The organism is Olsenella sp. kh2p3, from assembly GCA_900119625.1.
Lineage (GTDB): Bacteria > Actinomycetota > Coriobacteriia > Coriobacteriales > Atopobiaceae > Tractidigestivibacter.
Genome location: FPKD01000008.1, coordinates 1 through 13,183 on the forward strand (window position 1 = coordinate 1; position 13,183 = coordinate 13,183).

14 protein-coding genes are annotated in these 13,183 nt (G+C 61.9%); all 14 read right to left on the reverse strand.

The window, feature by feature from the left end; genetic code table 11:
• Positions 1 to 187: 187 nt before the first annotated feature.
• The 14 genes from BT122_RS08530 to BT122_RS08595 all read right to left on the reverse strand — a co-directional run bounded on the left by BT122_RS08530 (position 188) and on the right by BT122_RS08595 (position 13,182).
• Positions 188 to 1,591 carry a phosphohexomutase domain-containing protein gene (locus BT122_RS08530; protein WP_286130349.1) on the reverse strand — a complete coding sequence of 468 codons (1,404 nt, stop codon included), beginning with the start codon at positions 1,589 to 1,591 and terminating at the stop codon, positions 188 to 190.
• On the reverse strand, positions 1,584 to 2,480 hold the full coding sequence (locus BT122_RS08535; protein ID WP_072355520.1) for a UTP--glucose-1-phosphate uridylyltransferase: 897 nt from the start codon (positions 2,478 to 2,480) through the stop codon (positions 1,584 to 1,586). The genes BT122_RS08530 and BT122_RS08535 overlap by 8 nt, the downstream gene beginning before the upstream one ends.
• Before the next feature lie 179 nt (positions 2,481 to 2,659).
• A complete protein-coding gene (locus BT122_RS08540; protein ID WP_072355521.1) occupies positions 2,660 to 3,088 on the reverse strand; it encodes a metal-dependent transcriptional regulator in 429 nt (142 codons plus the stop codon).
• Between the two features lie 67 nt (positions 3,089 to 3,155).
• On the reverse strand, positions 3,156 to 4,376 hold the full coding sequence (locus BT122_RS08545; protein ID WP_072355522.1) for an LCP family protein: 1,221 nt from the start codon (positions 4,374 to 4,376) through the stop codon (positions 3,156 to 3,158).
• A gap of 32 nt (positions 4,377 to 4,408) precedes the next feature.
• Positions 4,409 to 5,695 carry a UDP-N-acetylglucosamine 1-carboxyvinyltransferase gene (murA, locus tag BT122_RS08550; RefSeq protein ID WP_059052402.1) on the reverse strand — a complete coding sequence of 429 codons (1,287 nt, stop codon included), beginning with the start codon at positions 5,693 to 5,695 and terminating at the stop codon, positions 4,409 to 4,411.
• A 51-nt stretch (positions 5,696 to 5,746) separates the two neighbouring features.
• Positions 5,747 to 6,172, reverse strand: a complete 426-nt coding sequence (gene atpC / locus BT122_RS08555; protein WP_072355523.1) for an ATP synthase F1 subunit epsilon — start codon at positions 6,170 to 6,172, stop codon at positions 5,747 to 5,749.
• An 8-nt stretch (positions 6,173 to 6,180) separates the two neighbouring features.
• The gene (gene atpD, locus BT122_RS08560; RefSeq protein WP_072355524.1) at positions 6,181 to 7,671 is read right to left on the reverse strand and encodes a F0F1 ATP synthase subunit beta; all 1,491 of its coding nucleotides are present in this window, start codon (positions 7,669 to 7,671) and stop codon (positions 6,181 to 6,183) included.
• Entirely contained in the window at positions 7,671 to 8,588 is a 918-nt protein-coding gene (gene atpG, locus BT122_RS08565; protein WP_072355525.1) for an ATP synthase F1 subunit gamma, read from the reverse strand. Before atpG ends, atpD begins: the two co-directional genes overlap by 1 nt.
• A gap of 6 nt (positions 8,589 to 8,594) precedes the next feature.
• Positions 8,595 to 10,235 (reverse strand): F0F1 ATP synthase subunit alpha, encoded by a 1,641-nt coding sequence (gene atpA, locus BT122_RS08570; protein ID WP_072355597.1) that lies wholly within the window; start codon positions 10,233 to 10,235, stop codon positions 8,595 to 8,597.
• A 50-nt stretch (positions 10,236 to 10,285) separates the two neighbouring features.
• Positions 10,286 to 10,759, reverse strand: coding sequence for a F0F1 ATP synthase subunit delta (locus tag BT122_RS08575; RefSeq protein ID WP_072355526.1), 474 nt, complete (start codon positions 10,757 to 10,759; stop codon positions 10,286 to 10,288).
• Entirely contained in the window at positions 10,749 to 11,357 is a 609-nt protein-coding gene (atpF, locus tag BT122_RS08580) for a F0F1 ATP synthase subunit B (protein ID WP_072355527.1), read from the reverse strand. Before atpF ends, BT122_RS08575 begins: the two co-directional genes overlap by 11 nt.
• A 43-nt stretch (positions 11,358 to 11,400) precedes the next feature.
• Positions 11,401 to 11,592 carry an ATP synthase F0 subunit C gene (gene atpE / locus BT122_RS08585; RefSeq protein WP_032109993.1) on the reverse strand — a complete coding sequence of 64 codons (192 nt, stop codon included), beginning with the start codon at positions 11,590 to 11,592 and terminating at the stop codon, positions 11,401 to 11,403.
• 84 nt (positions 11,593 to 11,676) lie between these two features.
• Positions 11,677 to 12,477 (reverse strand): F0F1 ATP synthase subunit A, encoded by an 801-nt coding sequence (gene atpB, locus BT122_RS08590; protein ID WP_072355528.1) that lies wholly within the window; start codon positions 12,475 to 12,477, stop codon positions 11,677 to 11,679.
• A 426-nt stretch (positions 12,478 to 12,903) separates the two neighbouring features.
• The gene (locus BT122_RS08595) at positions 12,904 to 13,182 is read right to left on the reverse strand and encodes a hypothetical protein (protein WP_072355529.1); all 279 of its coding nucleotides are present in this window, start codon (positions 13,180 to 13,182) and stop codon (positions 12,904 to 12,906) included.
• Between the last annotated feature and the right edge of the window lies 1 nt (position 13,183).

The following is a 13,183-nucleotide window of genomic DNA, read 5'->3' on the forward strand; positions in this document are numbered from 1 at the left end:
GCACGGCATTCGAGCATCGCTAGTCTGTCCTTCGTCGTCCGATCTCTCGGACACGGTATCCGGTTCTCAGGGTGCCCCGCGGCGTCCGTCCGTGTGGGGGGTGCGCCGCGCGAGGAAGTAATATACGCCCCCCGGAGGCCTGGGGGAAGGGGTAGCGCGCGTCTACACGGTTCCTGCACATTCGGGCTCAGGCGCCGGCGCGGACCATGCCGCAGGAGGCGTCCAGGAGGCGGTCGCGCTCGCCCTCTGTGGGGGCCTCGGAATAGACCCTGACCACGGGGTCTGACCTCGAAGGACGCATGAGGACCCAAGAGCCGTCGTCGAACTGGAGGCGCAGACCGTCTGCGTGGCTTACCTCAACAGGCCGACGCCCGGCAACCGAACCGGGATTCAGCCCCGGCAACACGTTCCGGAACGCTTGCGTTGCCGCGGGGTCAAGCCGAACGTCTCTGCGCGTATAGCGCATATGGCCGATCTTGTCGCCCATGTCGCTTACCAGCTGACGGACCGTCCGTCCGCTCTTGGCTGCCAGTTCCACCACGAGAAGGCAGGCGAGCAGCCCATCCCGCTCGAGCAGATGAGAAGGGAATGCCAGACCGCCGTACTCCTCAGCGCCTAACACCACGTCTCCCTCGAGCATTTCTCTATATATGCGAGAGAAGCCAACGGGAACCGACGTGAGTTGGCACCCAAGGCGTTCGGCCTGGCGCGCAATTCTTGCGGAGCACGTGAGCGTAACTATTACTCGCCCAGACTCCCCGCGGTTCTCGACAAGGTGGCCAAGGACAAGCGGAGAGAGTTCGTGTGGCAGCAAGATGTTGCCATTCTCGTCCACCACGCCCGCTCGGTCGCCATCACAGTCGAGCAGGAATCCCATATCGGCGCCTGTCGACGAGACGGTCTCTTCGCATTCGTCCGCCCACGGATCGGCGGGTTCCGGGTGAAGGCCGCAGAAGTCTTCACAGGGGCCAGCGTGGATCTCGGTTACGTTGCAACCAAGGCGCTCGAGTGCGTTGGCAAGCACGCCTGTGCCCGCACCGTACATGGGGTCAACTATGACCCTTGGGGTAGCGGCCGCTATGGCCGCACCGTCCACAAGCGTGACGAGGTCATCAAGGTACGGATCTACGAAGTTCTCAACCCGGAGCTCTCCGCAATCCGTGGGAGGCTCCAAAGATATGTGCTGTTCTACGATGTCTAGGAACTCACGCGACACTGGGCCGCCGTCCGCACCGCGAACAATAAGGCCACCATACTCGCAGGAGCGCTCGCTCGCCGTAAGCATAACAACGCCTACCGCGTCATCCCTCCTCGAGCAGCACCACGACACAACGGGCGTGGGGCACGGTCTATCAGAGACAACAGCGCGCAGGCCAAAAGACGCAAGGACGCAGGCAGCCGCACGTGCATACTCTGCGGAGTTGTGTCGCGTGTCATAGCCAACAAGAACTGTGGCGCCGGGATGGGCTTCTGCCCAGAGCAGACCGAGCGAATCGGCAACGCGCCTGACGCCAGCCTCGTCAAAGCCGTCATCCAGGCGCGCCTGCCAGCCATCTGCACCAAAGCGGATTATGTTGGAACGTCTATCCAAGTGCCTTGTCTCCAAATGCCTCATGGAAGGCCTCCGCCGTCTGGGGGCTCTTGAGCGCCATGCGTGCGTTTGTCGCCGCCCAGGCCGCGGGGGTTCCAGTGTCACATCCCTCTGCGGGGTCAACTACCAGCGCGAACATCTCCTCCTCGGCAAGGAGGCGCTGCATGGAATCGGTAAGCTGAATCTCATTGCCGGCACCGGGTGCCTGCGTGGCGAGAAGCTCCATAATGCGCGGAGAGAGCAGATAACGCCCCACAATGAAAAGGTGTGAGGGGGCATCCTCGGGCTTTGGCTTCTCGACAAGCCCTGTCACTTTCCAGACAGCGCCTTCCTCCTCCTCGCCGTCCTTTGCGCCATCAAGATGACCAACGCACTGGCCGGCAATAATGCCATAGCGGCTCACTTGGTCTTCAGGCACCGGCGCAACGGCGATAACCGAAGCGCCATCGTGCTCGCGAGAGACCTGCGCCATGCGCACGCACATCTGCTTGTCTGGCACAAAGTAGTCGCCTAGAAGTACAAAGAACGGCTCGCCGTCGATCTTGTCCGCCGCACAGTGAACGGCGTGGCCAAGGCCACGTGGGTTGTCCTGGTAGACAAAGGAGACCGGCAGAGTGGATGCCTCGTGCACGCGATCCGCCGCCTCACCCTTGCCCCGCTCGCGAAGCATGTTCTCGAAGTCCTCGTCGACAGAGAAGTACTGCTCAATCTGGGGCTTCTCGCGAGAGTTCACAATCACGACGCCATCGACGCCCTCGGGCTCCAGGGCCTCCTCGACAACGTACTGGAGGATGGGCTTGTCGAGGACGGGCAGAAGCTCCTTGGGCATGCACCTTGTTGCGGGCAGGAAGCGCGTGCCGAGGCCTGCTGCCGGAATGATTGCCTTCATAGTGGTCGTGTTCCCTTCAATAGTTTGCACTTGTGGCCAAAAGCGCCAGACACACCATACCCCTGCGTATGCGTCGATTGCCCCGCCTTCTCTTAGCGGCAGACCTCCGCCGGACTGCGGACGTATTCCAGTTCGCCGTCACATGGCGCACACACCTAGTGCATCAAATGGCCATGATGCTAATCGGGAATGGTCACGCCCTGCTTTGCAAGGTAGTCAATCAGACGCGACATGGTGTCGGCAGAGAGCACGTGCTCCATGAGGCATGCCTCCTCGTCCGCACGCTCCGCCTCAACGCCAAGGCCCGCTTCGAGAAAGGCTCGCAGCGCGCGATGAGCGCGCCACACGATGGCGGCGTACTCCTTGCCCTCGGGGGTTAAGGTCACGCGGCCATAGCGGCTTTGGTTGACCATGCCCTCCTCTTTGAGCATAGAAAGCGCCTTGTTAACGCTTGCCTTCGACACCTCGAGCTGCTCGGCAACATCGACGGAGCGAACGCTGCCATCGGAATCACCCGACTCTTTAGACAGCCTGTATATGGACTCGAGATAGTCTTCGCCTGCCCTTGTAAGGGCATGGTCTTGGTTTCCGTCACCCGTTAGAGCCATGAGAAGTCTCCCCCATCTTGCTTTACGCGCCCCCGGCGCGTGTCCTGGAGACATTATCCCCAAGTAATCAATTCTTTGGCGCCGAGGTAGACGAGGAAGCCGTAGATTCGGCAGACTGCGAGGATGTTGTCGCAGTTGATGTGGCCACAGGGGAAGAGTTCGCAGAATCCGTGGCTCCATCTGCGCCGGCATCCGCACTTGTGGACGAGGAGCCCTCATCGACATAGCCGTACTGGTCAACGTCAAGGGACGAGGGGTCCTCGCCCGCATCGATGACCTTCATCATCTCGTCAAGCGCATTCCAGTCGGCAACAACATATGCGACGCCGTCAACATCTTTTGGCTCGGAGGGAACATAGGCGGTGTAAATGTCGCTCTCCGTATCCATGCCTACCATCTCGGATGCCAAGGTCACAATGTCCGAGACGGAGAGGTCGGTGGAGATGACGTCTGCGGTAGCGTCAACAAGGCTCACGATCTTTGTTGGGTCGTTGGTTGCCAGAAGCTGGTTGAGCATGGCTTTGATAAAAGTGCGCTGATGGCGCATGCGGGTGTAATCACCATCTGGAAAGTGGCGGCACCTGCAGTAGAAGAGTGCCTGCGCACCATCAAGTGTCTGGACGCCGGGTTCAAGCTCGGTGACATCGTCAAAGTTCTCGGTGTCTTTCATGTACTGGTCGACGTCAACCGTCACGCCACCCATGGCATCGGTAAGCGTCGAGAGGCCGTCAAAGGCAATCTCTGCATAGTGAGAGATCTGAACGCCACACTTCTCGCTCACAATTTGCACCATACCGGCAGCACCATCGTAGGTGTGGACGCCGTTGATCTTCATGGTCGTTCCCTTCCACTCGACCATGGTATCTCGCGGAATCGAGAGGAGCGTCACACGCTTGTTGGGCGGATCAATGCGGGCGAGGATGATGGTGTCGGCACGGTAGTCCGTCTCGCCGGGACGGCCATCGGTTCCAAGGAGCAGTACGTAATAGGGGTCGTTCGGAGTATCGGGCGTGTTGTCAGCGGAGGCGTCTGCCAGACTCTGCTGAAGCTCGGGGGTAATGACCTGGCTGTTGTTCATGCGGGTCTGGACGTTGTTAATCCAGAAGGCAAACGCAACCCCTCCACCAACGAGAATCGCCACCAAGGCAATGACTATGCCGCGCACGACACTCTTGCGGAGACTGTGCTTACGACGCTTATTGCTGTAGCGCTCAACGTTGTCGCGGCTGTACTCGTCAGGCGCATCGATACCGGAGCCATTCTCCTCGGTCCTCATGTGCTTGCTCATCAGCCGCTCCGTATCCTGTCCGCGCGAGGGAACTAGTCCCTGATCGCATCCTCGTCATCGGGAACCGTGTCGCGCTCTGCCTTGGCACCAAGCGAGACAAGCTTGCTCACGAAGCCCTCATACCCTCGCTCAATATGGTGGATGGCAGAAACGGTTGTGACTCCATCGGCCACGAGGCCGGCCATGACAAGCGCGGCGCCACCGCGAAGATCCGGCGACTTTACCTGCGTGCCCGAGAAGCCCGGCACGCCATGCACGATGGCGTGATGGCCCTCAATGGTAATGTCGGCGCCCATGCGCTGCAGTTCGCTTGCAAACATGAAGCGGTTCTCAAATACGTTCTCGGTGATAACGCACGAGCCCTTGGCAAGCGCGAGAAGGCACATGGTCTGTGCCTGCATGTCGGTGGGAAAACCGGGGAAGGGCAGCGTCTGAATGTCTGTGGGAAGAATGGGTCCCTCGCGCCAGACGGTGCAGCCGTGTGCCTCGCGCTGGACAGCAAGGCCCATCTTCTCAAACTTCTTGAGAACAAGTCCCAGGTGGATGGGGTCGAACCCATTCACGGTAACAGGCTTGCCGCAAAGGCCGCCAATGGCGAGGAAGGTACCTGCCTCGATACGATCGCCCACAACGGTATGAGTGACGGGATGGAGCTCCCCCACGCCCTCGATCTCGATGACCGGCGAGCCCGCACCCTTAACCTTTGCGCCCATCTCGTTGAGCATGTTTGCCAGGTCGACGATCTCCGGCTCGCGTGCGGCGTTGTCAATGATGGTGGTTCCCTTTGCGTGAACCGATGCCATCATGAGGTTCTCGGTGGCACCCACACTCGCAAAGGCAAGCGTAACGGTATTGCCCGTAATTCCATTGGGTGTAGTGGCATGGATGTTGCCGTGTTTGACGTCAAACTGGACGCCAAGCTCTTCGAGCCCAAGGATGTGCATGTCGATCTTGCGGGCACCAATGTTGCAGCCACCTGGCATTGCCACAACAGCCTTGCCAAAGCGCGAGATGAGGGGACCGAGAACTGCCGTCGATGCGCGCATCTGGGCAACCAGCTCGTAGGGGGTCTCCCACTTGTCGACGTTCGAGGTGTCAATTACGAGGGTGTGCTTGTCCAGCACGTCGATAGTGGCGCCAAGACGCTTGAGCACCTTGCCCATAACGTGGACGTCTGCAATGTTGGGGACGTTCTTCAGCGTGGTGACGCCGGGAGCCATAATTGTTGCTGCCATGAGCTTGAGCGCAGAGTTCTTGGCGCCCTCAACCGTGACCTCGCCTGTTATTTCGTGCCCGCCCTCAACCTTAATAACGTCCATGTTCCTCCTGCATACAGCAAGCGACCCCGCTTTCGCGGGGCCGCCTGGGTCTTAGTTCTGCTTATGCTCCGCCGCTTGTTTGAGCAGTAGATTACACCACTTTACCTTGTTCTCCCAATACGCACGACGTCCATCCGATTTATCGAGGCCGTTCAGCGTGTCGAGAGCAGTATCACGGGTCTCACGAACAACATCTGGCTCGATGTCGTCGACAAGTCGCGCGTGATCGGCAAGGATGATGACGCCCTTCTCGTCAATCTGGGCGTAACCGCCCGAGATGACAACCTTAGTGGTGCCGCCGCCGTCCTCCTCGCGAAGGTGCAGGCGAACCACGCCGTCACCCAGCGAGCAGATCTCTGGCGCGTGTCCGGGCCACACGCCCAGCTCGCCAGAGTGGGCGACCAGGATGAGGCTCGCGACGGGTCCCTCATAGAGGAGCCTGTCCGGGCGGACGAACTGACAATTGAGCTCGGCCATGTGTCTTCCTAGCCCTCGGACTTCTCGCCCGCGGCCTGCTGCATCTTCTTGGCACGCGCGCGAACGTCCTCGATGTTGCCGGCGAAGCGGAACGCCTGCTCGGGGATGCCATCGCACTTGCCATCGATGATCTGGGCGAAGGAGCGAACGGTCTCGTCGACGGTGCAGTACACGCCGGGAACGCCCGTGAACTTCTGGGCCACGTGGAAGTTCTGCGACAGGAACTGCTGGACCTTGCGGGCACGCGCGACCGTGAGCTGCTGCTCCTCGGAAAGCTCGTCCATGCCCAGAATCGCGATGATGTCCTGGAGGTCGGAGTACTCCTGAAGGATCTCCTGGACCTTCATGGCAACGCGATAGTGCTCCTCGCCCACGATGGACGGGTCGAGCGCGGAGCTCGAGCTGGCCAGCGGGTCGACGGCAGGGTAGATTCCCAGCTCGGTGATGGAACGGGAGAGAACCGTCGTGGCGTCGAGGTGGGTGAACGTGGTCGCGGGGGCCGGGTCGGTGAGGTCGTCGGCGGGGACGTAGACGGCCTGGACCGAGGTGATGGAGCCCTCCTTGGTGGAGGTGATGCGCTCCTGCAGCTCGCCCATCTCGGTTGCCAGCGTGGGCTGGTAGCCAACGGCAGAAGGCATGCGGCCGAGAAGGGCCGAGACCTCGGAGCCCGCCTGCGAGAAGCGGAAGATGTTGTCGATGAAGAGCAGGACGTCCTGCCCCTGGTCGCGGAAGTACTCGGCGGTGGTGAGGCCGGCCAGCGCGACGCGCATACGTGCTCCAGGCGGCTCGTTCATCTGGCCGTAGACCAGGCAGGTCTTGTTGATGACGCCAGACTCGCTCATCTCAAGGTAGAGGTCTGTGCCCTCACGCGTACGCTCGCCAACGCCGGTGAACACGGAGGTGCCGCCGTGCTGCTGGGCGAGGTTGTTGATGAGCTCCTGGATGAGGACCGTCTTGCCCACACCTGCGCCGCCAAAGAGGCCGGTCTTGCCGCCGCGGACGTAGGGCTCGAGAAGGTCGATGGCCTTGATGCCGGTCTCGAAGATCTCGGTCTGGGTGGTGAGCTCGTCGAACGCGGGCGCGGGGTGGTGTATGGGGTAGTACTGGACGTCGTCGGGGACGGGCTTGCCGTCGACCGGCTCGCCCATGACGTTCCAAACGCGGCCGAGGGTCGAGGGACCGACGGGCATCATCATAGGGTGCCCGGTGTCCTTGACGCGAAGCCCGCGCTGGAGGCCATCGGTGGACGACATCGCGACGGTACGAACGACGTCGCCAGCAAGCTGGGACTCGACCTCGAGAACCGTCTTCACGCGTCCGATGGGGGTGTCGTCGTCGACGAGCAGGGCCGTGTAGATCGAGGGGACCCTGCCGTCGAACTTGACGTCGACGACGGGCCCGACGATGCGGACGATACGCCCTTCGCCGACGCTCTGGTTGAGCTTGTTGTAGGTGGCCTCCTCGAGAGGGGTGCGCACCTGTTCGGTGGTTTCTGCCATTAGTAGCTGTCCTCCAATGCAGCCGCACCGCCAATGATCTCGGTCAGCTCGGTGGTGATGGCGCCCTGGCGCTCGCGGTTATAGGTGCGGCCGAGCGAGCTCAGGACCTCTTTCGCGTTGTCGGTGGCCGACTGCATGGCACGACGACGGGCGGCGTGCTCGGCAGCGGCCGAGTCGAGAAGCGCGTGGAAGATGACTGTCTTGATGTAGGCGGGCATCAGGTACCCCAGGACCTCCTGGGCGGAGGGCTCGAAGGAGTAGTCGGAGATGAACTTGTGGTCGACCTCCGAGAGGGCCTCCTTCGAGCGCGGCGCGTTGGGCATCATGAGCTTCTCCTGCGTGACCGGCAGAAGCTGCTCGGTGACCTGGGTCTGGTCGACGCGGTTCTTCGCGTGCCAGTAGCACAGAACGGCACGGTCGATGCGACCGGAGGCGTATGCGTTCATCACATACGTGGCGATGCGGTCGGCCTCGTCCTGGTTTGGCTCGGAGGAGATGCCCACGAACGACATGACCGGCTTCACCTTGCGGAAGGTGAAGTACTCGGTAGGCTTCCTGCCGCAGGTGATGACCTCGGACGAGACGCCCTTCTCCTTGAGGGTGGCCATCTCGTGCTCGACCGTGCGCTGCTGAAGCAGGTTGAAGCCGCCTGCGAGCCCGCGGTCGGACGCCACGAGGATGAACAGGACGTTCTTCTCGGACGTGCGGCCGCGAAGCAGGGGCTGCGAGTCATCGAACCCAGCGCTCGCGACGTTCGCGAGCATGTTGGTGATAGCGTCCTTGTACGGGGTGGCCTCCTCTGCCCTCTTGAGCGCAGAGCGGATGCGCGCGGTGGAGATCATCTCCATGGTGCGCGTGATCTGCATGGTGCTCTTGATGGAGGACATGCGCCGCTGTATTTCGCGAAGGTTGGCCATAGATTGCTATTCCTGGCCCTTCTCCGCACCGTTGCCACGCATGTCGTCGCCCTCGGGGGCCTCGGTCTTCTCGGCGGCGTGCTCGACGTCGCGGGCCTTGGCCTTGTTGGGGTGCTCGAGCATGAACTGCGCCTTGTAGTGGGCGATGTGCTCCTTGAGACGACGCTCCTGGTCCTCGGAGATCTTGCCCTCGAGGAGAGACGCGCGAAGCGCCGGGTGCCTGTCGGCCATGTACTTTGCGAGCCCGTCGCGGAACAGGCCCACGTGGTTGAGGTCGATGTCGTCGAGGAAGTCCTCCTTGCCGGCGAAGACCGAGATGATCTCGTCGGGCGCCGCGAGGGCTGCGAAGCGGCCCTGCTTGAGGAGCTCCATCATGTGCGCACCGTGGTTGAGCTGGTACTGCGTGGTTGCATCGAGGTCAGAGCCAAACTGCGCGAAGGCCTGCTTGTCGCGGTACGCGGCAAGGTCGAGGCGCAGAGTGCCGGCAACCTGCTTCATCGCCTTGTACTGGGCGTCGCCACCAACCCTGGAGACCGAGATGCCTACGTCGACGGCAGGGCGCTGACCCTGGAAGAACAGGTTGGTCTGCAGGTAGATCTGGCCATCGGTGATGGAGATCACGTTGGTCGGGATGTAGGCGGAGACGTCGCCCTCCTGCGTCTCGATGATGGGCAGTGCCGTGAGCGAGCCGCCGCCGTTCTCGTCGGACAGCTTGCAGGCACGCTCGAGGAGACGCGAGTGCAGGTAGAAGATGTCGCCGGGGTATGCCTCGCGCCCAGGCGGACGGTGCAGCGTCAGCGACATCTGACGGTAGGCCACTGCCTGCTTGGAAAGGTCGTCGTAGACCACGAGCACGTGGGCGCCGGGGTGCGTGGCATCCGCGGGGTTGCCGTTAGCGTCGTTGTACATGAAGTACTCGCCGATGGCCGCGCCGGCCATGGGGGCGATGTACTGCAGAGGCGCGGAGTCTGCGGCGGTGGCGGCAACGATCACCGTCTTGTCGAGGACGCCGTGGCTGGCGAGGGACTCCCTGATCGTGGCGACAGTCGAGGCCTTCTGGCCGATGGCCACGTAGATGCAGAGCATGTCCGTGTCGCGCTGGTTCACGATGGTGTCGATGGCGATGGCCGTCTTGCCCGTCTTGCGGTCGCCAATGATGAGCTCGCGCTGGCCACGACCAATGGGCACCATGGCGTCGATGGCGAGAAGACCTGTGAGCACGGGCTGGCAGACCGGCTGGCGTGCCATGATGCCGGGGGCCTTGAACTCGATGGGACGGCGGTGCGTGGAATCGATGGGGCCGAGGCCGTCAATGGGCTGGCCAAGCGGGTTCACCACGCGGCCGAGCATTGCGTGGCCAACGGGGATGTCCATAACGCGCCCGGTGGTGCGGCACTCGTCGCCCTCCTTGATGGAGTCGATGTCGCCAAAGAGGACGGCACCGACCCTGTCCTCCTCGAGGTTCTGCGCGAGGCCATAGACGCTGCGCCCCGTAACGGAACTCGTGAACTGCAGAAGCTCGCCGGCCATAGCCGTCTTGAGGCCCGAGATGTACGCGATGCCGTCGCCCACCTGCGTGACGACCGACGCCTCCTGGCGGTCGACCGTTGCGTTGATGGCCGAGAGCTGCTCGCGCAGGGTGCTCATGATGCGCTCCGAGCTGATCGGGGCGTCAATTGTGGACTGCTGGTTCTCTGTCACTGCTCTTCACCTCCGATGAATGCTGAGGAGAGCGACTTCCTAATGTGCGAGAGCTGGGCGCGCACCGAAGCATCCATGCGCTTTCCGCGCGCCTCGAGAAGGACGCCGCCCAGGATGCTGGGGTCTACGCGCTCAACGAGATAGACGGGTGCGTTAAGCAGCTTCTCCGACTGGGCGCGCACCTTGTCGCGCAGCGCGTCGTCCATGGGGACGGCCGTGGTGACGGTGACCGAGACGGTCTTGTCCTCGGTGTCCAGTAGCTCCTTGTACTGCTTGGCAACCTGGTCGATGAGGTCTGCATCATCCTCGGCCTGCATGGCGGAGAGGGTCTCCAGCACCTCGGGCGAGAACTTCTTGGCATGCTGCCACTGGACCAGGTCGGCGTTCGCGCGGCCCTCCTGACGGGCGGCCTCGAGCAGCGCCCTGGTGTAGGCCTCCGCCTTCTCTTCGTCGGCTCGCTTAATGCTCATCGGGGGCGCTCACTTCCGCGAGGTACTTCTCAGCAAGCCTGCGCTGCTGGTCCTCGGTAAGGTCGTTGCCAATGATCTTGCTCGCGATCTCGACGGAGAGGTCGACGACGGAGCTAGAGAGCTCGATCGTTGCCTTGCGGCGCTCGGAGTCCACGGCACCATGCGCCTTGGCGATGATGTCCGAAGCCTCGTGCTGCGCCTTGGCGAGAATCTGCGAGCGCTCCTCCTCGGCCTCCTTCTTGGCAGCGGAGATGATCTCCTCTGCCTTGTGGTTGGCCTCGACGAGCTTGTCCTCGTAGCTCTGCGCCTCGGCGGCCGCCTTAGCCTTGGACTTCTCGGCGGAGTCGAGATCGTCCTGAATCTTCTGCTGGCGCTTCTCCATCATCCCGAGGATCGAAGGCCAAGCGAGCTTGGCCATGATGAGCCAGATGACGAGGAAGGCAATGAGCGCGGGGATGAACTCCGCGGGCTTGGGCAGAAGGAGGTCGGCGCCGCTGGGACCTTCGGCGAGGGCGACGGTGGGCAGCGAGAGGACCGTGCCCAGCATGAGACCCGCGACGGTCGCAATGCGCGCGCTCCCCTTCATGTTCCTGTTCATACGTCCCTCCAACTCAGCTTGTACGTCGTGTCGTGCCATGCAGCTAGGCGATCAGCGTCACGACGAAGCCGATGAGGGCCAGTGCCTCGACGAATGCGGAGCCCAGGATGAACACCGTAAACAGGCGCCCCTGGACCTCAGGCTGACGCGCCATCGACGTGGTTGCGCCGTAGGCAGCAAGACCGATACCGATGCCGGCGCCGATAACACCGAGACCATAACCAATGACTCCCACGATTCCTCCTTTGTCACTCGCCTGGACCCAGGCGAACTCTGACGTCGTGCTATGCAAAGCGGTCGTGTTCCGCTAGTTGCCCTGTTACTCTTCCTCTTCCACGAGCTGGATGTAGACGGCCGAGAGAAGCGTGAAGACATACGCCTGGATGACGGCCACCAGAATCTCGACCAGGTAGATGACGATGAGGATGAGCACCCAGAAGACCGAGACGGCCGCCCCGCCGAGCGCCGCCACCGAGAAGCTCTGCAGCAGCGGCTCGAAGAAGAGCGATGCGAGAATTGCGAAGGTGCCCATGACCACGTGGCCGGCGAACATGTTGCAGAAGAGTCGGACGGCCAGGGTGATGAGGCGCAGGAAGGTCGAGAAGAGCTCGATGACCCACACCATGATCGCCATGGGGAGAGGAAGGCCCTTGGGGGCAAAGCTCTTGAGGTAGCCGAGCACGCCCATGCGCTTGATGCCCACGGCGATGAAGTAGACGAACGAGACGAGGGCAAGCGCGGCGGTGACGCCAATGGTGCCGGTGCCCGGGTGGCAACCAGGGATGATGCCCACGATGTTGTTGAAGAGGATGAAGAAGAAGAGAGCCGCAATGAACGGGAAGTGCTTCTTCCAGGTGTCCCCGAGGATGGACTTGCACATGTCGTCCCGGGTGAACTCCACCAGGTACTCCATGCCGTTCACGAAGAAGCCCTGCGGGACGAGGCTCTGGGCCTGCTTCTTCTTGAACACGAACATGACGACAAAGAGCAGCGCGATGGCGACGAACATCCAGAAGATGTACTGCGTGAGGCCGACCGTGGTGTCTCCTACCACGGCATGGGTCATGAAGCCGTCAAGCAGCTCATTCATCGCATCGGGCAACTTGGAAAGCGCGTCCACTATTCGTCCTTCCTTCCACACTTCGCCTCCGCGTGGCCGAGGCAGTCCCTCTCGGGGGCCCGCGGATGTGCGCACGGGTCATATTCTACCCGCCTTATGCAGGGAACCATTCACGGCTCCCCCGTGCGGCAACGAGCCTGCACCCGCTGACGCCGCCGCATCTTTCGCACGCGAGCGAGGCGAATGCCCGGGTGTCCAAAATGCAAAACGGGATATTAGCACTTTGGGAGTATGCGGGAATCAGGTTCCTGCATTTTTTTGAACTTGGTTCAATTAGTTGTCTCTGTAATAGCGTTTACCTGCGATGATGCAGAATCATCGCTTGCCATGGAATTGTGCCGAGACGGCCTTCGCGTCATCAAATCCGCACGGATGACACAATTCGGACTTCTCGGCACTACTACCAATGGAGTAGATACGACCGCCCTATTTGTGGGGAGCCTTTCGCCACGCGAGAAGCCCCGCAACGGTCACGAAGACGAGAAAAGAAAGTGCGGCGGCTCCGCCGAACGGTAGGGTGGCGGCCGGTCGAGCCAGGTGAACGGCAAGCGTGAGGAGCTGAATCCCGAAGAACGACGAGAGGATGCTTCCCAGGCCCGCCGCCATAGATGGCTTGTCTCCCCTCGCGACGCGATGGAGGACGTAAAGGACAGGCGTGGCGGCGAGAAGCCCCGCCGCCACGCCCAGCGCAACCCAGGGCGTCATG